This is a genomic window from Sphingopyxis sp. (assembly GCF_019459305.1).
Taxonomy (GTDB): domain Bacteria; phylum Pseudomonadota; class Alphaproteobacteria; order Sphingomonadales; family Sphingomonadaceae; genus Sphingopyxis.
The window spans coordinates 51,920-70,187 of sequence record NZ_JAIBES010000046.1; the positions used below are offsets into that span (position 1 = coordinate 51,920).

The 18,268-nt window shown below is 64.9% G+C and carries 22 protein-coding genes; 18 read left to right on the forward strand and 4 right to left on the reverse strand.

Annotated elements, in window-relative coordinates; translation table 11 throughout:
* Positions 1–42 precede the first annotated feature (42 nt).
* Positions 43–1,035, forward strand: a complete 993-nt coding sequence (locus K0M74_RS05210; protein WP_293968802.1) for an amidohydrolase family protein — start codon at positions 43–45, stop codon at positions 1,033–1,035.
* 89 nt (positions 1,036–1,124) lie between these two features.
* Here K0M74_RS05210 and K0M74_RS05215 read toward each other — a convergent pair whose 3' ends face one another.
* Together K0M74_RS05215 and K0M74_RS05220 are read right to left on the reverse strand one after the other, a co-directional pair.
* Positions 1,125–1,571, reverse strand: a complete 447-nt coding sequence (locus K0M74_RS05215; RefSeq protein ID WP_293968804.1) for a VOC family protein — start codon at positions 1,569–1,571, stop codon at positions 1,125–1,127.
* Between the two features lie 12 nt (positions 1,572–1,583).
* Positions 1,584–2,387 (reverse strand): aspartate dehydrogenase, encoded by an 804-nt coding sequence (locus K0M74_RS05220; RefSeq protein ID WP_293968806.1) that lies wholly within the window; start codon positions 2,385–2,387, stop codon positions 1,584–1,586.
* A 186-nt stretch (positions 2,388–2,573) separates the two neighbouring features.
* Between K0M74_RS05220 and K0M74_RS05225 the strand changes: the two genes are divergently transcribed.
* The 17 genes from K0M74_RS05225 (at position 2,574) to K0M74_RS05305 (ending at position 16,318) form a co-directional block, all read left to right on the forward strand.
* Positions 2,574–3,401 carry a sulfite exporter TauE/SafE family protein gene (locus K0M74_RS05225; RefSeq protein ID WP_293968808.1) on the forward strand — a complete coding sequence of 276 codons (828 nt, stop codon included), beginning with the start codon at positions 2,574–2,576 and terminating at the stop codon, positions 3,399–3,401.
* A 6-nt stretch (positions 3,402–3,407) separates the two neighbouring features.
* A complete protein-coding gene (locus K0M74_RS05230) occupies positions 3,408–4,472 on the forward strand; it encodes a fumarylacetoacetate hydrolase family protein (RefSeq protein ID WP_293968810.1) in 1,065 nt (354 codons plus the stop codon).
* Between the two features lie 2 nt (positions 4,473–4,474).
* Positions 4,475–5,515: an ABC transporter substrate-binding protein gene (locus K0M74_RS05235; RefSeq protein WP_293968812.1), complete on the forward strand. Its 1,041-nt coding sequence runs from the start codon at positions 4,475–4,477 to the stop codon at positions 5,513–5,515.
* A complete protein-coding gene (locus tag K0M74_RS05240) occupies positions 5,512–6,069 on the forward strand; it encodes a VOC family protein (RefSeq protein WP_293968814.1) in 558 nt (185 codons plus the stop codon). The genes K0M74_RS05235 and K0M74_RS05240 overlap by 4 nt, the downstream gene beginning before the upstream one ends.
* A complete protein-coding gene (locus tag K0M74_RS05245; RefSeq protein WP_293968816.1) occupies positions 6,066–6,821 on the forward strand; it encodes an ABC transporter permease in 756 nt (251 codons plus the stop codon). Before K0M74_RS05240 ends, K0M74_RS05245 begins: the two co-directional genes overlap by 4 nt.
* Positions 6,818–7,567 carry an ABC transporter ATP-binding protein gene (locus K0M74_RS05250; RefSeq protein WP_293968818.1) on the forward strand — a complete coding sequence of 250 codons (750 nt, stop codon included), beginning with the start codon at positions 6,818–6,820 and terminating at the stop codon, positions 7,565–7,567. The genes K0M74_RS05245 and K0M74_RS05250 overlap by 4 nt, the downstream gene beginning before the upstream one ends.
* Positions 7,567–8,394 (forward strand): alpha/beta hydrolase, encoded by an 828-nt coding sequence (locus K0M74_RS05255; RefSeq protein ID WP_293968820.1) that lies wholly within the window; start codon positions 7,567–7,569, stop codon positions 8,392–8,394. The genes K0M74_RS05250 and K0M74_RS05255 overlap by 1 nt, the downstream gene beginning before the upstream one ends.
* Positions 8,391–9,869 (forward strand): 2-hydroxymuconic semialdehyde dehydrogenase, encoded by a 1,479-nt coding sequence (locus tag K0M74_RS05260; RefSeq protein ID WP_293968822.1) that lies wholly within the window; start codon positions 8,391–8,393, stop codon positions 9,867–9,869. The genes K0M74_RS05255 and K0M74_RS05260 overlap by 4 nt, the downstream gene beginning before the upstream one ends.
* Before the next feature lie 10 nt (positions 9,870–9,879).
* Complete coding sequence (locus tag K0M74_RS05265; protein WP_293968824.1) at positions 9,880–10,659, forward strand: fumarylacetoacetate hydrolase family protein; 780 nt, start codon at positions 9,880–9,882, stop codon at positions 10,657–10,659.
* On the forward strand, positions 10,656–11,093 hold the full coding sequence (locus tag K0M74_RS05270; protein WP_293968827.1) for a RidA family protein: 438 nt from the start codon (positions 10,656–10,658) through the stop codon (positions 11,091–11,093). The genes K0M74_RS05265 and K0M74_RS05270 overlap by 4 nt, the downstream gene beginning before the upstream one ends.
* Before the next feature lie 5 nt (positions 11,094–11,098).
* A complete protein-coding gene (locus tag K0M74_RS05275; protein ID WP_293968829.1) occupies positions 11,099–11,638 on the forward strand; it encodes a 3-hydroxyanthranilate 3,4-dioxygenase in 540 nt (179 codons plus the stop codon).
* Positions 11,635–12,426, forward strand: coding sequence for a fumarylacetoacetate hydrolase family protein (locus K0M74_RS05280; RefSeq protein ID WP_293968831.1), 792 nt, complete (start codon positions 11,635–11,637; stop codon positions 12,424–12,426). The genes K0M74_RS05275 and K0M74_RS05280 overlap by 4 nt, the downstream gene beginning before the upstream one ends.
* 4 nt (positions 12,427–12,430) lie before the next feature.
* Entirely contained in the window at positions 12,431–13,387 is a 957-nt protein-coding gene (locus tag K0M74_RS05285) for an acetaldehyde dehydrogenase (acetylating) (protein ID WP_293968833.1), read from the forward strand.
* A complete protein-coding gene (gene dmpG / locus K0M74_RS05290) occupies positions 13,384–14,430 on the forward strand; it encodes a 4-hydroxy-2-oxovalerate aldolase (RefSeq protein WP_293968835.1) in 1,047 nt (348 codons plus the stop codon). The genes K0M74_RS05285 and dmpG overlap by 4 nt, the downstream gene beginning before the upstream one ends.
* A 430-nt stretch (positions 14,431–14,860) precedes the next feature.
* Complete coding sequence (locus tag K0M74_RS05295; protein ID WP_293968837.1) at positions 14,861–15,463, forward strand: hypothetical protein; 603 nt, start codon at positions 14,861–14,863, stop codon at positions 15,461–15,463.
* The gene (locus tag K0M74_RS05300; RefSeq protein WP_293968839.1) at positions 15,423–15,998 is read left to right on the forward strand and encodes an RNA polymerase sigma factor; all 576 of its coding nucleotides are present in this window, start codon (positions 15,423–15,425) and stop codon (positions 15,996–15,998) included. Before K0M74_RS05295 ends, K0M74_RS05300 begins: the two co-directional genes overlap by 41 nt.
* Positions 15,995–16,318 (forward strand): hypothetical protein, encoded by a 324-nt coding sequence (locus K0M74_RS05305; protein ID WP_293968841.1) that lies wholly within the window; start codon positions 15,995–15,997, stop codon positions 16,316–16,318. Before K0M74_RS05300 ends, K0M74_RS05305 begins: the two co-directional genes overlap by 4 nt.
* Here K0M74_RS05305 and K0M74_RS05310 read toward each other — a convergent pair.
* Together K0M74_RS05310 and K0M74_RS05315 are read right to left on the reverse strand one after the other, a co-directional pair.
* Positions 16,315–17,034: a hypothetical protein gene (locus K0M74_RS05310; protein WP_293968843.1), complete on the reverse strand. Its 720-nt coding sequence runs from the start codon at positions 17,032–17,034 to the stop codon at positions 16,315–16,317. The two genes, K0M74_RS05305 and K0M74_RS05310, sit on opposite strands and share 4 nt — an antisense overlap.
* Positions 17,035–17,036: 2 nt before the next feature.
* Positions 17,037–18,248: a toxic anion resistance protein gene (locus K0M74_RS05315; RefSeq protein WP_293968845.1), complete on the reverse strand. Its 1,212-nt coding sequence runs from the start codon at positions 18,246–18,248 to the stop codon at positions 17,037–17,039.
* Between the last annotated feature and the right edge of the window lie 20 nt (positions 18,249–18,268).

The following is an 18,268-nucleotide window of genomic DNA, read 5'->3' on the forward strand; positions in this document are numbered from 1 at the left end:
GGGGATGCGGCGACAGTCATGACCATAGAGGCTTCACAAAAAATGGCGGTCATCGACATGCACAGCCACTTCTTTCCCTTGATGGATGGCGCTTACCGCGCATGGGCGGAAACCGAAGGCTTGCCCTGGCTGCACGATGCGGGCGGCGGTCAGGGTTTCATCATGCAGGGTGCGAACGAATTTCGCCCCGTCGAAGACATTCTGTGGGATCCGGCGCGGCGGGTCGATGCGCTCGATGCGCAGGGCATCGACCTGCAGATCATCTGCGCTACGCCGATCATGTTCGGCTATAACCGCCCGGCGGCGAAAGCGCTCGAATGCGCGCAGCGATTCAACGACGCGGCGCTCACCTTCTGCGACCATGCGCCCGACCGGATGAAGGCCTTGGCGCAGGTGCCGCTGCAGGACATCGACCTGTCCTGCGCCGAGGTCAGCCGCGCGATGGAAGCGGGACATCTGGGGGTCCAGATCGGCAACCATATGGGGCTGCGCAACCTCGACGACGCGGGCATTTTGACCTTTCTCACCCATTGCGCCGATGTTGGCGCCGCGGTGCTGATCCATCCCTGGGACATGATGGCGCGCGAGCGGATGCCTAAATATATGCTGCCCTGGCTGGTCGCGATGCCTGCGGAAACGCAGCTTTCGATCCTGTCGCTGATCCTGTCGGGGGCGTTCGAACGGCTGCCCAGAAATCTGCGTATCTGTTTCGGCCATGGCGGCGGCAGCTTTGCCTTCCTGCTCGGCCGCGTCGAAAATGCGTGGACCCACCGCGACATCGTGCGCGTCGATTGTCCCCATCCGCCGTCGAGCTATGTCAATCGCTTCTTCGTCGATTCCGCGGTGTTCGATCCGCGCGCGCTCAGCTTGTTGATCGATGTTATGGGCGAGGATCGGGTGCTGCTCGGTTCGGACCATCCATTCCCGCTCGGCGAGCAGGATATCGGCTCGCTGGTGCAGGGGCATGAGGGATTAAGCGCGGCCCAGAAGGCAAAGATTCTGAGCGGTAATGCGAAAGACTTCCTGGGCTTGTAACGCGAGCCAGCCGATCGAGAACGAGCATTGAAAAGGGCGACCGGAGCAATACTCCGGCCGCCCTTCTTTGCTGCGGGAGCGCGCCGCGGTCAGGGTGCCTTGGAGGCGCCCTGAAAGCTTTCGGTGCCGGCCCAGCCGCGTTCGGACACGTCGACCATGACATTTTCAGGGCCGGTCATCTTGTACTCGGCATTGTCCTTGGCCGGGTTCTTGCCCAGACCCTGCGCCAGGTTGACGTCGTGGCGTGGGGCGTAGCCCGAATTTTCAAAGCGTTCGACGACCGCGGCGATGTCGTCGCACTGGAATCCGATGTGATGCAGCCCGGTATAGCCTTCGGGAAACTCCATGCCCGCGGCGGGACGGTTCTTGAAGCACAGCAGCGCGATGTTGATGTGACCGTCGGTGACATAATAGCCGCGCGCGTTGCGGCTATCGATCTTGCCGGCCAGCGTCCAGCCGAGCACGTCGGTGAAGAAGCCGACCGAATTGTCGGGGTCGGCGGATGCGATCGCCACATGGCGCAGGCGGGTGGTCATAAATGGGCCTTTCTAGGTTCCGATACGGATGGGGCTGACGAGATCATTCAGCGCCGCGACGATGCTTTGCGCGGTGATCCGACCGGTGCCGGGGTTCTCGTCGGTGGGAATATTTTCGATAATCAGTTCGAAACGCGCGCTGTCCGAATCGACGACGATGCGGTGCGTGTTGCGTTCGAGTGCCGGGTCGGCCCAGATTTCAAGCTGCGTCAGCGCGGGACCGATGCCCGCCATGCCCAGCGCCGCCGCGACATTGACGTTGGCGGGAAAGGCGGTCGCGCCTTCGAGCGCGCTGCCCGCAAAGATTTTCAGCGGCTCGGTCAGATCGTTGAGGTCGATCCGGTTGCGCACGACATGCTCGGCCTTGACCAGCGACTTCACCGGCTTGCGCGTTACCATCGTCACCGAATGGATGGTGCCGATGGCCGCGGCACGCACCGCATCGAGCCCAAGCAGCGCGCCGGTCGCGAGGATGATGCGCCCGCCATGCTCGCGGGCGATCTCGACCGCTTCGGGCCATTGCATCAGCGCCGCGCCGCTGACCGTCACCAGCGTCTTGCCGGCACGCAGTGTGGCGGTGGCAATATCGCGGAAGGCGGCCGTTGGGGCGCTGTCGACGATGACGTCGGATAAAGCGACGAGCTCGGCGGTATCGAGGATGGGCACGGGCGAGCGCAGCTGCGCCATCGCCGCGGCGGCGCGTTCGCGGTCACCCGCCGACACCGCGGCGAGGTCCAGCGGCAGCGCGCTTGCTTCGATATGGCGCGCGACGACGCGGCCGATAGTGCCGAACCCGGCAATGCCAATCTTGATCATGGCTCCGGCGTTACGAGGTCTTTGCTATATAGGATAATATCCATTGCCCGCTGCGCTATCTCGGAAAGGATATAGAAAGCGCGATTACAGGTGGTATGCAATTTTGGTTATAAATAGTCCCGGTTTCTATCTTTGACTGCATATCGGCCAACCCGCACAAGCAAGGCTGAACTTGTGGGGGAACCGATGCATTCGCTTTTGAATCCTGATCTGCTGACGCTGGCGGCGATGATGCTGCTGACCGGAGCGGTCGGCGGCGTGATCGCCGGGATGCTCGGCGTTGGTGGCGGGATCGTGATTGTTCCGGTGCTCGACCTGGTGCTTGCGGCGCTCGACGTCGACAGTTCGGTGCGAATGCATGTCGCGGTTGCGACCTCGCTCGCGACGATCGTCCCGACGGCAATCTCCTCATCGCAGGCGCACCATGCCAAGGGTGCGGTCGATCGCGATCAGCTGAAGCGCTGGGGCGCCGCTATCTTTCTGGGCGCGATTGCGGGCGTCCTGCTCGCATCCCGCGTGAGCGGCGACATGCTGTCGGTGGTGTTTGGGATTGTCGCGCTGATTGTCGCCATCAAGATGCTGTTGCCGCTCGAGGGCAAGCATATCGCCAACGCGGTTCCCGGCGGGCCGATCGGCCAGATCATCCCCTTTGGCATCGGCGGCATTTCCAGCATGATGGGGATCGGCGGCGGTACGCTCAGCGTGCCGGTGATGACGCTGTTCAATGTTCCGATCCACCGCGCGGTCGGGACCGCGGCGCTGTTCGGGCTGCTGATCAGCGTCCCCGCGACGGTGGCATTCATCGTCACCGGCTGGACCGTGGAAGACCTGCCGCCGGGCAGCCTTGGCTATGTCAATCTGATCGGCTTCGCGATCATTGCGCCGGTGTCCTATCTCACCGCGCCGTGGGGGGCCCGCATCGCGCACGCGCTGTCGAAGCGCCAGCTGAGCCTGATGTTCGGGCTGTTCCTGACCGCCGTCGCAGTGCGGATGCTCGCGCGGGCGTTCGGGTAAGATGCGATGCCCGACCCCCGCAACACGATCGGCCCGCCCTCTGCGCACCGCATATTGGATCGCCGCACCGCGCTCGCGCAGATCGGGGGCGCCATGGCGCTCGGCTGCGCCGCGGCCACGCTTGCCCATCCCACTGAAAGGAAAGATCATCGCATGACCTGGTTCGCGCTTGCCACCCGCGCCGGAGCCGATGGCCCGCGTCCTGTGATTCAGGTCGGCGACGCCTTCCACGACCTCCACGAAGCCGCTGCCGCGCACGGCTTTTCCGCCGCCGCTGACGATGTGTCGGCGATCATCCGCGATTGGGATGCGCGGCGCGAACCGCTGTTCGCGCTCGCCCGGGTGCTCGAGGGTGTATCGGGCGCGATGGTGGCGCCAAAACTCGCCGCCCCGTTCGAACCGCGCCGCATCTTTGCCGCCGCCTCGAACTTCATCGAACATGCCGAGGAAATGCAGACCAAGCTGGCGGCCAAGGCCGACAGTGAACCCTATATTTTCCTCAAGACGATCGAGAGCGTCGTCGGACCCGACGAACTGGTCGTCGTCCCGCCACAGGTCTCGCGTCCCGACTGGGAAGTCGAACTCGGCGTCGTGCTCGGCCGTTCGGGCAAGAATGTCGCGGTGGGTGACGCGCACGCCATGATCGCGGGCTATACCATCGTCAACGACGTGTCGGCGCGCGACCGCACCCGGCGCAGCGACTTTCCCTTCTCGCACGACTGGTTCCGCGGCAAGAGCTTCGACAGCTTCACCCCGCTCGGTCCTGTTTTCGTGCCGCGCGATTGCCTCGGCGATCCGCATGCCATCCGTCTCGGGTTGAAGGTCAACGACGCCGACATGCAGGACGGCAACACGTCCGAGATGATCTTCAACATTTACGAACAGATCGCCTATCTTTCGACGATCCTCGAACTGCGCGCGGGCGACCTGATCGCGTCGGGTACCCCCGCCGGGGTCGGCATGGGGCGCGGCATCTTTCTGAAGGACGGCGATGTGATGACCGCGTGGGTCGATGGCATCGGTTCGCTGCGCAACGCCGTCTCGGCGCCGCACCTGCCAAAAGGAGCATGACGATGGCTGCATTTTCCCGCCGCGCGCTATTCGTGCCGATCCTGATCGTCGCGGCTATCGCGGCGCTCACGCTTTGGAGCGCCTTTGGCGGCAGCACGCCGAAAACGGTGCAGCAAGCCGACGCGCGCACCGTGCGCTTTAACATGGCCTGGCTGCCGCAGGGCAGCATGGCCGGTATCTTTGTCGCGATGGACAAGGGCTATTTTGCCGAAGCCGGACTCAATGTCGAAGCGGTGCGCGGCTTTGGCGGTATTCGCACCGCCAATGAACTTGATCAGGGCATGTTCGAATTTGCCTATATCGACCCGCTCTCGGTCGCGCTCAACCGATCGAAAGGCGGCGCGGCGAAGATGATCGGCGGCATCAATATGCGGCTGCCCGCGGGCGCCTGTTTCGTCAAGGAACGCCACCAGATCGCGAAACCCGCGGACCTGGCCGGGCTACGCTTCGGCGCCGGGCAAAGTTCGGCGATCCAGGCGCTGCTCCCTGCGTGGCTGAACGGCAATGGCGTCGATCCGGCGCGCGTCGAACAGATCCAGCTTGATCCAGCTATCGTCGTGTCGTCGCTCGTCGAGGGACGCATCGACGCCGCCGAATGCTGGCTGGGCAATTCGATGGCGCTCTTCGACAAGGCGGCGAAGGCCAAGGGCGTCACGATCGGGCGCCTCGCCTACGCCGATTTCGGGCTCGACGTGTACGGCAGCGGTTTTGCGACGCGCGACGCGCTGATCGAAAAAGATCCCGAACTGGTCCGCGCGTTCCTGAAGGGGGCCTATCGCGGCTATGCCGAGGCGGCGCGCGATCCGAAGGGCGCGCTTGCGATCCTTCGCAAGTACCATCCGCTGCTCGACGAAGCGGTGACCGAACGGCAGATCCGCGAAACCGCCACGCTGATGGCAGCCGAAGGGGGATCGCACCGCCTGAACCCCGAAAAAGTCGCGCGGACCGTCACCTATCTTCAGGCGAGCGGCCAGCTGCAGGGTTTCGATGCCACGGCGGCGCTGTTCACCAACGCCTTTGTGCCGATGGGGAAGCCGCGATGAGCGATCCCGCCGCCTATCGCCCGCGACCGACCCGGCTGGGGCATCTGGTTCTGAAAGTACGCGACATCGACCGTTCGCTCGCCTTTTACACCGAGGTGATGGGGCTAGAAGTGTCCGACTGGATCGACCACCAGATGGTGTTCCTGCGCGCGGGCGAAGATCATCATGACCTGGCGCTGTTGCAATTGCCGCCCGGTCACAGTGCGACGCCCGAGGGACATTTCCCGGCGGTCGAGCATTTCTCCTACCGCCTTGAAAGCCTCGACGAGCTGGAAAAGGTCGCCGCGATGCTGATCGCGCGCGGCATCACCATCGACCGCGGCATCGGGAAACATGGTCCCGGCGCGAACAGCTTCCTGGTATTCCGCGATCCCGACGGCAACAATGTCGAATTCTACACCGACATGACCCGGATCGACGCCGACCATCCCTACACCGCGTCGGTGTGGGACGGCAAGCAGCTCGAGACATTCGATCGCTGGCATTTGAAACATTTTTTGGTGCCGCCACCTGCGCGCATTCAGGCGCTGATCGACGAGGGGGACGGGCAATGAGCGCACCCGCCGTCACCCGCGACCATGCGATCAGCCTGGGCTTTTTCCTGTTCCTCGGCCTCGCCTGGGAATTTGGCGTCCGCTGGTCGGGGGTGCAGTCCTATTTGCTCCCACCGCCGAGCGCGATCCTCGCCGAGCTGTGGCAGTCACGCGGGCCGATTCTGGCGCAAAGCCTGGTGACGCTGACCGAGGTGTTCTGGGGCTTTATCATCGCAGTGGCGCTCGGGGTGCCGATCGCGGCGCTGATCTTTTTCTCGCGCACCGCGAAACGCACCGTCTATCCGCTGTTCGTCGCGTTGCAGAGCATTCCCAAGATCGGGCTGGCGCCGCTGATCGTCGTCTGGTTCGGCTATGGGCTGACCTCGAAACTGATCATGGCGTTCCTGTTCGCCTTTTTCCCGATCATCATCTCGACGCTCGGCGGCCTCGCCAGCACCCCCGCGCATCTGGAGGAGCATTTTCGCGCCCTGCGCGCCTCGCCGATGCAAAGCTTCTGGCGGTTGCGCGTGCCCGCGGCACTGCCCAGCTTTCTCGACGGCTGCAAGGTCGCGATGCCGCTCGCGGTCATCGGTGCGGTCGTCGGCGAATTTGTCGGGTCGAACGACGGGCTGGGTAATCTGATCCTGACCGCATCGGGTTCGGGACATACGACGCTGACCTTTGCGGCGTTGATCGCGGTGACGATGATGTCGCTTATTCTATTCTACAGCGTGGCCTATTGGGAACGCTTCATCTGGTGGCGGGCAGCATGAGCGGGGTGATTTCGATTGCGGACGTCGGCAAGGCGTTCGGTGACCTGCGTGTGCTCGGCAACGTCAGCGCCGACATCGGCGCGGCGGAGTTTGTCTCTGTGCTCGGTCCATCAGGCTGCGGCAAGAGCACATTGCTGCGCCTGATCGCCGGACTGGCGCCGTTCGAAGAAGGCAGCATTCGCTTTAACGATGCGGAGGTTACGGCGCCGTCGCCCGAGATGGGATTTGTGTTTCAAACATCAAACCTGCTCCCCTGGTTCACCGTGCGCGACAATCTGCTGCTCGGCGTCGATCTCGATGCCGCGGTGCAGCGGCCCAGCGACGCGGCGTTTGCCGAGCTTGTTGAAACGCTCGGCCTGACCGGGTTCGAGGGCAGCCATCCGCACCAGCTGTCGGGCGGCATGCGGCATCGCGTGGCGATCGGGCAGGCGCTGGCGCGCAATCCGCAAGTGCTGTTGATGGATGAGCCTTTTGGCGCGCTCGACGCGCTGACCCGCGACCGGCTCAACATGGAATTGCTGCGCATCTGGCAACGCGACCGCAAGACGGTGGTACTCGTCACCCACAGCATTTCCGAAGCGGTGCTGCTGTCCGACCGGGTGCTGGTGATGTCCGAACGGCCCGGGACGATAATCGAGGATGTCCGCATTGACCTGCCGCGCCCGCGCGACCCCAGCGTCACGCGCGAGGATCCGGCGTTCGGGGACTATGTCGTGCGGCTCAGCAAACTGATGGGAGTATCGTGATGGACAGCGGAGTATTGGCGACCGCTGGCGCCGAAATCTATTGGCAGGCGCATGGTGAGGGACCGGCGGTGGTGCTCGCGCATGGTATCGGCGGCAATCACGCGATCTGGTACGCGCAAATCGACGCGCTGGCGCGGTCGAACCGTGTCATCCTGTTCGATCATCGCGGCTTCGGCTTGTCGCGCGACTTCGACGCGCGCGGGCGCGACGCTTTTGTCGACGACCTTGTGGCGCTGCTCGACCATCTTGGCGAGGCGAAGGTGGCACTGGTTGGCCAGTCGATGGGCGCGGGTACCTGTATCGGCTTTGCCCATCGCGCGTCCGAGCGGGTCGCGGCGCTGGCGATCTGCGACAGCCTGCACGGGATTGCAGAGGCGGACGAAGTGAAGGCGATCATGGATGGTGCGCGGGCAAAAACCGCAGCGATGGGGCAGATCGAGCGTGTGCTCGGTACCACTGCACCGCGCGAGCTGGCGGCGCTCTACGCACAGATTGCAAGTTTCAATACCGCCGATCGCCACAGCCTGACCGGTCGTTTCGACGCGCGGCCCGCCGCCGACCTCGGCGGCAAGGGCTTTCCGATCCTGTTCCTGTGCGGCATCGACGACAGGCTGTTCCCGGTCGAGGCGATTAGGCTCGTCCAAGCCGAGGTCGCGGGATCGTTTCTGGTCGAGGTCAATGACGCGGGTCATTCGGCGTTTCTCGAGCAGCCGGTGCAGTTCAACGACACCATCCTCTCGCTGCTCCAGATGGCGGGGCATGTCGGCAAAGGCGGCGCAGCGCACAGCAACACGGCGGGCTATGAGCGCGTCGGGGGCGAGGCATGACCGATACCGCTTATCCCTTCGCGCGGCGCGACATCTTGAACTATGTCGACGGTGCTTTCGTCGCGACCAGCGCGCAATTCGACAATGTGAACCCCGTCACCGGCGACATCGCGGCACGCGTGTCGCTGGCCGACCAGCCGCTCGTCGATCGCGCCGTCGCCGCCGCGCGGCGCGCGCTCAAGGGGCCGTGGGGCAAGATGTCGCAAGCTGAGCGGTGCAAGCTGCTCGTCCGCGTCGCCGAAGGGATCGAGGCGCGCTTCGACGAATTTGCCGCGGCCGAGATCGCCGACACCGGAAAATCGCTGCATCAGGCGCGCACGATCGACATTCCGCGCGGCGCCGCCAATTTCCGCGCCTTTGCCGGACTCGCCGAAGCGCGCGCGATGCCGAGCTTTCGCACCGACCTTCCCGACGGGCGCAGCGCGATCAACTATGCGATCGCGCGGCCGCTGGGGGTGGTTGCGATCATTTCGCCGTGGAACCTCCCGCTGCTGCTGATGACGTGGAAGGTCGCCCCCGCGCTCGCCTGCGGCAATGTCGTGGTGGTGAAACCCAGCGAGGAAACGCCGTCGACGGCAACCCTGCTTGCCGAAGTGATGGATGCGGCGGGGGTACCGCGAGGCGTGTTCAACCTCGTCCATGGCTTTGGCGCGGACTCGACCGGTGAATGGCTGACCGCCAACCCCGACATCGACGCGATCACCTTTACCGGTGAATCGGCCACCGGCGGTGCGATCATGCGCGTCGCGGCGGCGGGCGTGAAGCCCGTGTCGTTCGAACTCGGCGGTAAGAACGCTGCAATTGTGTTTGCCGACTGCGATTTTGACGAGGCGGTGGCGGGAACGGTGCGGTCGGTCTTTTCCAACTGCGGACAAGTGTGTCTGTGCACCGAGCGCGTCTATGTCGAACGCTCGATTTTCGATCGCTTCGTCAAGGCACTGGCCGATCGCGCCGAAGCGCTGACCATCGGCGATCCCTGGTCGGGCGCCGACATGGGGCCGCTGATCTCGCACGGCCACCGCGACAAGGTGCTCGGCTATTACCAGCTCGCGCGCGACGAGGGAGCGACGGTGGTGACCGGCGGCGGGGTGCCCGCGTTTGGGAGTGCGCTGGATCAGGGGGCGTTCGTCCAGCCGACGATCCTGACCGGACTCGGCCCCGACGCGCGCTGCGTGCGCGAAGAGATTTTCGGCCCCATCTGCCACATCGCCCCCTTCGACCGCGAGGATGAAGCGATCGAACTGGCGAACGACAGCGCATATGGTCTGGCGGCAGCGATCTGGACGCGCGACGTCGGGCGCGCGCACCGCGTCGCCGCGGCGATGGAAACGGGCATCGTCTGGGTCAATGAATGGTTCCTGCGCGACCTGCGCACGCCGTTCGGCGGCATGAAGCTGTCGGGCATCGGACGCGAGGGCGGCGAACATTCGCTAGGCTTTTATTCCGAGCCGACCAATATCTGCGTGAAGTTGTAGAGGAAGATAAATGGCAGACATTGCCGCAATCGCCGCAAAGCTCGACGCCGCCGCCAGCACGGCGCGGGCGATCCCGCAGATTACCGGGCAGGAGGGAGAATTGTCGCTCGCCGACGCCTATGCGATCCAGCGCGCCGCGATCGATCACCGGCTGGCGCGCGGCGCGACGCTGGTCGGCGTGAAGATGGGCTTCACCAGCGAGGCCAAGATGGTCCAGATGGGCCTCAAGGACCAGATCTGGGGGCGACTGACTTCGGACATGGTGGTGGCGAACGGCGGAGCGCTAGACCGGACCCGCTTCATTCATCCGCGGGTCGAGCCCGAGGTTGCAGTGCGCCTGAAAGCGCCGCTGGCAGGCGAGGTAACGCGCGACGCGGCGCTGGCGGCGGTCGATGCCGTCGCGGCGGCGCTGGAGATCATTGACAGCCGCTATGAAAATTTCCGCTTCGCGCTGAGCGACGTGGTTGCCGACAATGCCTCCTCATCGGCCTTTGTCGTCGGTCCGTGGTTGCCCGCGCACACCGACATCGCCGATGTCGCGATGGAAATGCGCGTCGACGATGTCGTGGCGGAAACCGGGTCGAGCGCGGCAATCCTGGGCGATCCGATCCGCTCGCTCGTCGCCGCGGCGCGGCTGGCGGGCGCGGCGGGGCTGGTGCTCCAGCCGGGCTGGACCGTGATGCTGGGCGGCGCGACCGCGGCAGCGGCGATCGCGTCGGCGCGGACGGTCTCGCTCGACGCCGGACATCTGGGCCGCGTCGGTTTCACCATCGCAGGAGGGGCGACGTGAGCGGCACGAGCGAAGGCCGGGTCATTCCGGGCAAGGCGCGGCCGCGCGGGCGCTTTCCGCATTATCGCCGCGCGGGCGATTTTGTGTTCGTGTCGGGCACCAGCTCGCGGCGGCCCGACAATAGTTTCGCGGGCGCATCGGCTGATGAGTATGGCACGGTCAGCCTCGATATTCGCGAGCAAACGCGCGCGGTGGTCGAGAATATCGGGGCGATCCTGGCCGACGCGGGCGGATCGCTGGCCGACGTCGTCGATGTGACGAGCTTTCTCGTCAACATGAATGATTTCGGCGGCTATAATGCGGTTTACGCCGAATATTTCGACGAAGCGGGTCCGGCGCGCACGACGGTTGCCGTCCACCAGCTTCCCCATCCACACCTGCTGATCGAGATCAAGGCGACCGCCTTCATCCCGCGCGTGCCCACGAAAGGATAGCGCCCATGCTGACCTATGGATTGCCCTTCAATTTCCGCCAGTGGATCGAGGATCACCGCGATGTGCTGAAGCCCCCGGTCGGCAATGCGCAAATCTGGGAGGATGCCGATTTCATCGTCACCGTGGTCGGCGGCCCGAACCAGCGCACCGATTATCATGTCGATCCGCTGGAGGAATTTTTCTTCCAGCTCGAAGGCGACATGAATCTGCGGCTGTGGACCGATGATGGCCCCAAGGACATGCCGATCTGCGAGGGTGACATTTTTCTGTTGCCGCCGGGCGTTCCGCACTCCCCGCAGCGCCCGGTGCCGGGCAGCGTCGGGCTGGTGATCGAACGCAAGCGGCCCGACGGGATGATCGACGCGTTTCAATGGTATTGCGACGATTGCGGCCACATCGTCCACCGCGTCGAGGTGCAGCTGCAAAGCATCGTCCGCGATCTACCGCCGCTGTTCGCCGCCTTTTACGCCAGCGAGGAGCTGCGCACCTGCGGCCATTGCGGTGCGGTGCATCCCGGCAAGCATGTGCCGCGGGGCGAGGGATGACGGGCGTGGTCGATATTTACAATAGTGCCGCGCGGCGGCTGCGCGATGCTTATGCGGGCGGCACGATTTCGCCGCTGCGCGACGTGCTGGCGCCGACCGACGCTGACGGCGCCTATGCGGTGCAGACGATCAACACGCGCTATTGGGAAGCGCAGGGCCGGCGGATCGTCGGGCGCAAGGCGGGGCTGACCGCGAAGGCGGTGCAGGTCCAGCTGGGCGTCGATCAGCCCGATTTCGGAGTGTTGTTCGAGGATATGCGGGTGGCGGATGGCGGTTCGCTCGATCCAGCGCGGACGATCCAGCCGAAGGCCGAAGCGGAGATTGCATTTGTCCTGGGCGCCGATCTGCCCGATCCGGCAACAACGGTCGGGCAAGTTGCGGCGGCAGTCGCCAGCGTCCATGCCGCGATCGAGATCGTCGACAGCCGGATTGCGGACTGGAAGATCAGTTTTGCAGACACGGTGGCCGACAATGGGTCGTCGGCTTTCTTTGTGCTCGCCGAGGCGGGGCTGGTGCTGACCGGCCTCGACCTCGAAGGCGCTGCCATGGAACTGACGGTCAATGGCAGCGTCGCCTCGACCGGGTTTGGCGCCGCGGCGCTCGGCAATCCGCTCAACGCCGCCGCTTGGCTCGCGCAGACACTGGCGGCGCGCGGCGAGCCGCTCAAGGCGGGCGACATCCTGCTGGCGGGCGCGCTCGGCCCAATGGTCGCGCTGACCCCCGGCGACCATGTCGTGGCCAGCATCGCGGGTATCGGCAGCGCCAGCTTCACCTATGGCGAGGGCTGACCCGATGGCGAAGACCCCCGATGGCAAGACAAAGGTCGCAATCATCGGATCGGGCAACATCGGCACCGACCTGATGATCAAGATCATGCGCCTGTCCGAGGTGCTGGAAATGAGCGCCTTCGTCGGCATCGATCCCGAGAGCGACGGGCTGAAGCGCGCTAAACGACTGGGTGTGCCGATTACCGCCGACGGCCTCGACGGGCTGATCGCGCTGCCCGGCTTTGCCGCCATCGAGATCGTCTTCGATGCGACCTCGGCGGGTGCGCACCAGCGCCACAGCGAAACCCTGATTTCGCATGGCAAGCGCGTCATCGACCTGACCCCGGCGGCGATCGGACCCTATACGATCCCGCCGGTGAACGGTGATGCGCACCTCGACGCCCCCAACGTCAACATGGTGACGTGCGGCGGGCAGGCTACGATCCCGATCGTCGCGGCGGTGAACCGGGTTGCCAAGGTCCATTATGGCGAGATCGTCGCCTCGATCGCGTCAAAGAGCGCGGGGCCGGGGACACGCGCCAACATCGACGAGTTTACCGAGACGACGAGCGAGGCGATCATGAAGGTTGGCGGCGCGACCCGCGGCAAGGCGATCATCATCCTCAACCCCGCCGAACCGCCGCTGATCATGCGCGATACCGTCTATTGCCTCTGCGACGACGGCGACCGCGAGGAAATCCGGGCGAGCGTCGAGGCGATGGTGGCCGAAGTCCAGACCTATGTGCCGGGCTACCGCCTCAAACAGGCGGTGCAGTTCGAAAGCATCGGCAGCAACGCGCCGCTGCATATCCCCGAAATGGGCGGCAGCTTTACGGGGCTGAAGGTCAGCGTCTTTCTCGAGGTTGAGGGCGCGGCGCATTATCTGCCTGCCTATGCCGGCAACCTCGACATCATGACCTCGGCGGCGCTGAAGACGGCCGAGAAGATCGCGGTTCGCATACAGCAGGGGCTGGCGGCATGACCTTGGACCCCACGATCACCAAGCTCTACATCCAGGACGTCACGCTCCGCGATGGCATGCACGCGATCCGGCATCAGTACGAGCTCGACCATGTCCGGGCGATCGCCAAGGCGCTGGACCGCGCCAAGGTCGATGCGATCGAGGTCGCGCATGGCGACGGGCTGCAAGGGTCGAGCTTCAACTACGGCTTTGGCGGCCACACCGACTGGGAGTGGATCGGCGCGGTCGCCGAGGTGCTCGAGCATAGCGTGCTCACAACATTGTTGCTGCCCGGCATTGGCACCGTTCACGACCTCAAGCGCGCTTATGACCTTGGCGTGCGTTCGGTGCGGATCGCGACGCATTGCACCGAGGCCGATGTGTCGCGGCAGCATATCGAGGCGGCGCGGAATCTGGGGATGGACGTGTCGGGATTCCTGATGATGAGCCATATGTCGGCGCCCGACGCGCTGGCGCAGCAGGCCAAGCTGATGGAAAGCTACGGCGCGCACTGCGTCTATGTCACCGACAGCGGCGGCGCGATGACGATGGATCAATATGCGGCCCGATTGCAGGCTTATGACCGGGTTCTCAAGCCCGAGACGCAGCGCGGGGTCCATGCCCACCACAATCTTTCGCTGGGCGTGGCGAACAGCATCGTGGCGGTGCAGGGCGGCGCGGTGCGCGTCGATGCCTCGCTTGCCGGTATGGGGGCGGGCGCCGGCAATGCGCCGCTCGAAGTCTTCATAGCCGCGGCCGACGTTCATGGCTGGAACCATGGCTGCGACCTTTATGCACTGATGGACGCTGCGGAAGACCTTGTTCGACCGTTACAGGATCGCCCTGTGCGCGTCGATCGCGAGACGCTGACGCTAGGTTACGCCGGGGTTTACTCCAGCTTCCTCCGCCACGCCGAAAAAGCCGCCGCCGACCATGGTCTCGACACCCGTGCGATCCTCGTCGAGCTGGGCCGGCGCAAGATGGTCGGTGGGCAGGAAGACATGATCGTCGATGTGGCGCTCGACATGCTGGCGGCGGAACATCGACAGAGTAAGCGTATATAAAATGCTGTCGCAGCAACATCTCATCTCGTTGTTCGTCCATTCGTGAACAAACGACCGGATCGGCGATCATCTCATATTTCAGCAGGCGATTTGCTGGGTCCCCAAAGGATGGGGCGGAACCGCAATCCATCCGTCGCCGGTGATAAATCCGCCCCATTGATCGAGCAACATCCGGCGCATTTCAACAAAAGTTGCGCGCTGACAGGCGACGAGCCGCGTCTTTTTGCGGGCCCGCGCAAATTTTCTCGTCGCCATGCATCTATACACCAACACCGTGCCGTCTAGCTGATGATCGGCCCTTGCGCCGGTCCGGGCGGCGGCTTCGCGCGGCGGTTGATATGTGCTCCCCGGTGCAGTTCATCCCCGCCTTGCGGGAAGCCGTCGCCTGTGGTTTCACCATGTCGGTGCGGTATGACGGAGAGATATGTCGATGGATTTTTTGATTGCCGCCGCGGCCGCTGCCGCCACCGTGCCCGCCCCCGCGGCGCCGCCGCCCGCCCCCACGACGGTTTCGGTTCCGGTCGCGGAATCGATCAGCGCCGAAGATATCGCGGCCTATATCAGCCCGCGCGAAATCGCATCCTATATCCCGGCGCCGCCGCCGACGACCGAACTGGTTGCGGTCAGCGACCAGTTGTTCAGCCTGCTGGAAAATTTAACGGTCGTCGCGCTGTTTATCGTCGGCTTCTTCCTGCTTGCGCGGCTGCTCCACGCGTGGATGCTCCATCGTTCGATCCGCCGCGCGCTCGAAGCCAAGTCGGATTCGGTCGGCCCGCTGATCGAAAAGCTCAACAAGCCATATGAGCATGTCGGCGGCAGCCGCGAGGCTGAGGCGCCGGGTGATGACCGCAACGCCCTTGTCCTATTGGCAATCGGCCTCGCGATGGCGGGCTTTGGGCTGATCCAGGGCAATGAACAGATCATCCGCACTGCTGCGGGCGCGTCACTCTTCCCGATCTTTGTCGGCATCGCCTTGCTCGTCCGCCGCCGCCTTGCGCGCGCCGCGGCTGCCGAGGAGCGCGCCGCTGCGTGATGATGGGAGCGCCGATGAAGATTGGGCTCTCAGCCAGCGGGTTGCCGGGGGGGATCGTGCCGCTTTCCAGCTCCTCGTGCTGCGGCACGAAGGCCGGTTGCGGGCGTTCCTTGCGCGCGCCGCGGGATGCGACGCCGACGATCTGGCGCAGGAAGCCTTCGTCCGCGCGTGGCAGCGCGCCGACGATTATCGGGGGCAGGGGAGTTATGCGGCCTGGATCATGGGGATCGGCTGGCGGTTGTTTCTCGACCAGCGGCGCACCGCGCGGCGGCGCGAGGGACTGGCGGCGCGCGACGACGACGCGCCGACGTCGACCGATCCGCGCGGCGCCAGCGATGCGGCGATCGACGCCGACCGCTTGCTCGCTGCACTCTCGCCGCAGGAACGCGCTGCGCTCACTTTGTGCTTCGGCCATGGCTGGTCGCATGGTGAGGCGGCCGAGATCATGGGGGTGCCGCTCGGCACGCTCAAATCCCTGGTCTTGCGCGGGCGCGCCAAGGCGCAGAAGATGATCGGCGAAGGAGTGGACGCATGACGGCCCCGAATCAGACGGACATCGATGCGATGCTGACCGTGATGTTGGCACCGCCGACGCGTCCGGGCGACCGCGCCTTTACGCACCAGGTCGAACGCGCGAACGACGCGCAGGCCGCCTACGCCCGCGCCCGCGCGCGCTTCTGGCGCAGCTTTGCGTTCGAGGTGCTGGCGGTCAGCGCGCTGCTCGCGGCGTTATGGCTGCTGTCGTCGGCACCGCTGCTCGCGCCGCTGGCCGGATCAACGCATTGGGGCCTCGCGCCGCCGCTGCTGCTCATCCTGCTGATGTGGTTCGGGGTGCAACGCTGGCGGAGCGCTTAGCTGGCGGGCGAATCTTCGCCGTCGATGCCCTGATATTTGAGCTGGAGATAGCGTTCGCGCGTTGCCAGCTTGTCGAGTTCGCCCGCAGCCAAGCTGCGCGCCGCGCTGCCGATCTCGGCCTCCAGCATCTTGAGCCCGCCGACCAGCGTCTCGTCGGGAGTCCGACCGGCATGGGCTTCGCCGCGCAGCCCCGCGGGGATGCGCTGGTAACCCGCGACGAGTTCGGGCAAATCCTCGCCGACCAGCTTGCGGATGTTCGCCGCCGCGGGTTCGCTGGGGTCGAGAGTCTGGAGCTGCGGCGCGAGCAGGTCGAGCTGGACGCCGATGCCGTCGACCAGCGTGCGTGCGGGTGCGGGAAGCGCGGGGCGCTGCGCTTCCAGCCAGATTTCGGTGCGCCCCGCGAGCTGCTTCAAATCGGTCTTGGGCAAATCGGCCTGGCGTGGTTCGGGAAAGGGCGAGCGGCCGAACAGCACTGCGACGCCGATCAGCAGCACGAACAGCGCCAGCAGCCCGGTGAAGCCGAGCGGCTGGATCAGCGCGCCGAACAGCGCGGCGCCGAGCAACATGATACCTCCCGCGATCAGCACCCGGCCCAGCTTCTTGTACAGATGCTGGCGGCGCAGCGCGACGCTCTTGGTCCCGATCGGGCGGCGGCGCTCGCGCGATCGTTCGATCGCTGATGCCGCGGACATTCGGACCTTGTCGACCTCGCTCATCGTCATCCTTCGAGCGACGCGAGCGGGCTGTCGGCGCCGCCGACGCTGGCCTGCGCCTGGCTCGCACCCTCGGCGCGCGCGATATAGCCTTTCGACTTGGCGACCTCGCCCTCCAGCGTGTTGACCGTCGTCTTCATGCTGTCGAGCGCTTTGAGCTTGAAGGTGTCGATCGCGTCCATCGTGTCATAGATATTCTGGAACGCACGCTGCAGCGTCTCCATCGGGATCGTGCTCGACGCCGCCTGTTCGTGGATGCGCGCGGTATTGTCCTTCAGCATCTTCGACGTGCCGTCGATGATGTTCGCGGTCGTCGTGTTGAGCGCGGTGATCTGTTCGAGCACCAGCTTCTGGTTGGTCATCGCCTGCGCGACGGTGATCGCGGTTTTCAGCGCGCCGACGGTGGTCGTGCTGGCGCGGTCGACCCCCTTTACCAGCTCGACATTGTTCTTTTTGACCAGGTCGAGCGCGAGATAGCCCTGCACCGTCACCGCCATTTGGGTGAGCAGATCCTGCGTCCGCTGGCGCGCATAGAAGAGCGCATTTTCGCGCAGAACCTTGGCTTTCGCCGGGTCGCTGCTGTCGAGTTCTTCGGCTTTTGCTTCGAGCTTGGCATCGAGCGTCTGGGCGATGTGGACCATCTGCTCCAGCTTGCCCATCGCCTCCCACAGCTTGCGGCGTTCGACGTCGATGGCGGCATTGTCCATCAACAGCTCGTCCTTGCCGTTCGCCAGCGCGTTGAGCACGCCCGAGATATGCGACTGGGCGCTGCGATATTTGGCGAAATAATTGGTGACGCTGCTGCCGAACAATTTGTCGAGGATGCCGCGTTTCGACATCAGCTTGCCGTTCGATGACGGGTCGAGCCGCTCGACGGTGTTGCGCAATTCGATCAGGTTCAGGCCGATGTCATTGTCGCGGTCCATCGCCTTGATCGGGCGGTCGAGGAAGCGGTTCGACTGGTTCGCCGCCTCCAGCATTTCCTTGCGGCCCATGTTAGTGATCTGGTCGACCTTTTGCCCGAACGCGGGCGAGTTGACGTCCTGCGCGACCAGGTCGTCGATAAAGCCGTCGACGCGTTCTTCCAGCTTCGACTTCTGCTCGGTCGACAGCGGGACCAGGCCGGCGGCTTTTTCGGGCGACACCGCCGGCACCGGGTCGGGCGGGGTCAGCTTCAGTTCGTCGGTTGCGGTCGCAGTGGCCGTCACTTCGCTCATTCGTCTTCCTTCCAACCCCG

Bases quoted from the DNA above. Each gene is read 5' to 3' on its own strand.
- K0M74_RS05210 (WP_293968802.1), top strand. From the start codon at position 43: ATGGCGGTCATCGACATGCACAGCCACTTCTTTCCCTTGATGGATGGC.
- K0M74_RS05215 (WP_293968804.1), bottom strand. From the start codon at position 1,571: ATGACCACCCGCCTGCGCCATGTGGCGATCGCATCCGCCGACCCCGAC.
- K0M74_RS05220 (WP_293968806.1), bottom strand. From the start codon at position 2,387: ATGATCAAGATTGGCATTGCCGGGTTCGGCACTATCGGCCGCGTCGTC.
- K0M74_RS05225 (WP_293968808.1), top strand. From the start codon at position 2,574: ATGCATTCGCTTTTGAATCCTGATCTGCTGACGCTGGCGGCGATGATG.
- K0M74_RS05230 (WP_293968810.1), top strand. From the start codon at position 3,408: ATGCCCGACCCCCGCAACACGATCGGCCCGCCCTCTGCGCACCGCATA.
- K0M74_RS05235 (WP_293968812.1), top strand. From the start codon at position 4,475: ATGGCTGCATTTTCCCGCCGCGCGCTATTCGTGCCGATCCTGATCGTC.
- K0M74_RS05240 (WP_293968814.1), top strand. From the start codon at position 5,512: ATGAGCGATCCCGCCGCCTATCGCCCGCGACCGACCCGGCTGGGGCAT.
- K0M74_RS05245 (WP_293968816.1), top strand. From the start codon at position 6,066: ATGAGCGCACCCGCCGTCACCCGCGACCATGCGATCAGCCTGGGCTTT.
- K0M74_RS05250 (WP_293968818.1), top strand. From the start codon at position 6,818: ATGAGCGGGGTGATTTCGATTGCGGACGTCGGCAAGGCGTTCGGTGAC.
- K0M74_RS05255 (WP_293968820.1), top strand. From the start codon at position 7,567: ATGGACAGCGGAGTATTGGCGACCGCTGGCGCCGAAATCTATTGGCAG.
- K0M74_RS05260 (WP_293968822.1), top strand. From the start codon at position 8,391: ATGACCGATACCGCTTATCCCTTCGCGCGGCGCGACATCTTGAACTAT.
- K0M74_RS05265 (WP_293968824.1), top strand. From the start codon at position 9,880: ATGGCAGACATTGCCGCAATCGCCGCAAAGCTCGACGCCGCCGCCAGC.
- K0M74_RS05275 (WP_293968829.1), top strand. From the start codon at position 11,099: ATGCTGACCTATGGATTGCCCTTCAATTTCCGCCAGTGGATCGAGGAT.
- K0M74_RS05280 (WP_293968831.1), top strand. From the start codon at position 11,635: ATGACGGGCGTGGTCGATATTTACAATAGTGCCGCGCGGCGGCTGCGC.
- K0M74_RS05285 (WP_293968833.1), top strand. From the start codon at position 12,431: ATGGCGAAGACCCCCGATGGCAAGACAAAGGTCGCAATCATCGGATCG.
- dmpG (WP_293968835.1), top strand. From the start codon at position 13,384: ATGACCTTGGACCCCACGATCACCAAGCTCTACATCCAGGACGTCACG.
- K0M74_RS05295 (WP_293968837.1), top strand. From the start codon at position 14,861: ATGGATTTTTTGATTGCCGCCGCGGCCGCTGCCGCCACCGTGCCCGCC.
- K0M74_RS05305 (WP_293968841.1), top strand. From the start codon at position 15,995: ATGACGGCCCCGAATCAGACGGACATCGATGCGATGCTGACCGTGATG.
- K0M74_RS05310 (WP_293968843.1), bottom strand. From the start codon at position 17,034: ATGAGCGAGGTCGACAAGGTCCGAATGTCCGCGGCATCAGCGATCGAA.
- K0M74_RS05315 (WP_293968845.1), bottom strand. From the start codon at position 18,248: ATGAGCGAAGTGACGGCCACTGCGACCGCAACCGACGAACTGAAGCTG.